We start from the raw sequence: 269 nt of genomic DNA on the forward strand, positions 1-269 counted from the left end.
TTAATTGGTCGTAACGAATGTTATCTGCATTAGATGTACCTAACCCATTCATTTCTTCGATTAAAGCATTTTCTCCACTTAAAATTAATGCAGCCATATTTGTTTGTGCATTTACATAAGTAGGATCCATTTCAATTACTTTTTTGTAATATTCTTTTGCTTTCTCAGTTTCACCGTTTTCTGCAGCAACAACTCCTAAGTTGAAAATTAAATCAATATTAGTTGGATCTAATTCAATTGCTTGCTCGATAAGCTCTTTGTATTTTTTC

At 30.9% G+C, this 269-nt stretch carries 1 protein-coding gene; it reads right to left on the reverse strand.

All coding sequences use genetic code 11. The annotated features are described in order from the left end of the window. Positions 1 to 269 (reverse strand): tetratricopeptide repeat protein (locus tag H2O73_RS24040; protein WP_182110808.1); only part of this gene is annotated, 269 nt, incomplete at both ends.

The sequence above is a fragment of the Vibrio marinisediminis genome (assembly GCF_014050145.1).
Classification (GTDB): domain Bacteria; phylum Pseudomonadota; class Gammaproteobacteria; order Enterobacterales; family Vibrionaceae; genus Vibrio; species Vibrio marinisediminis.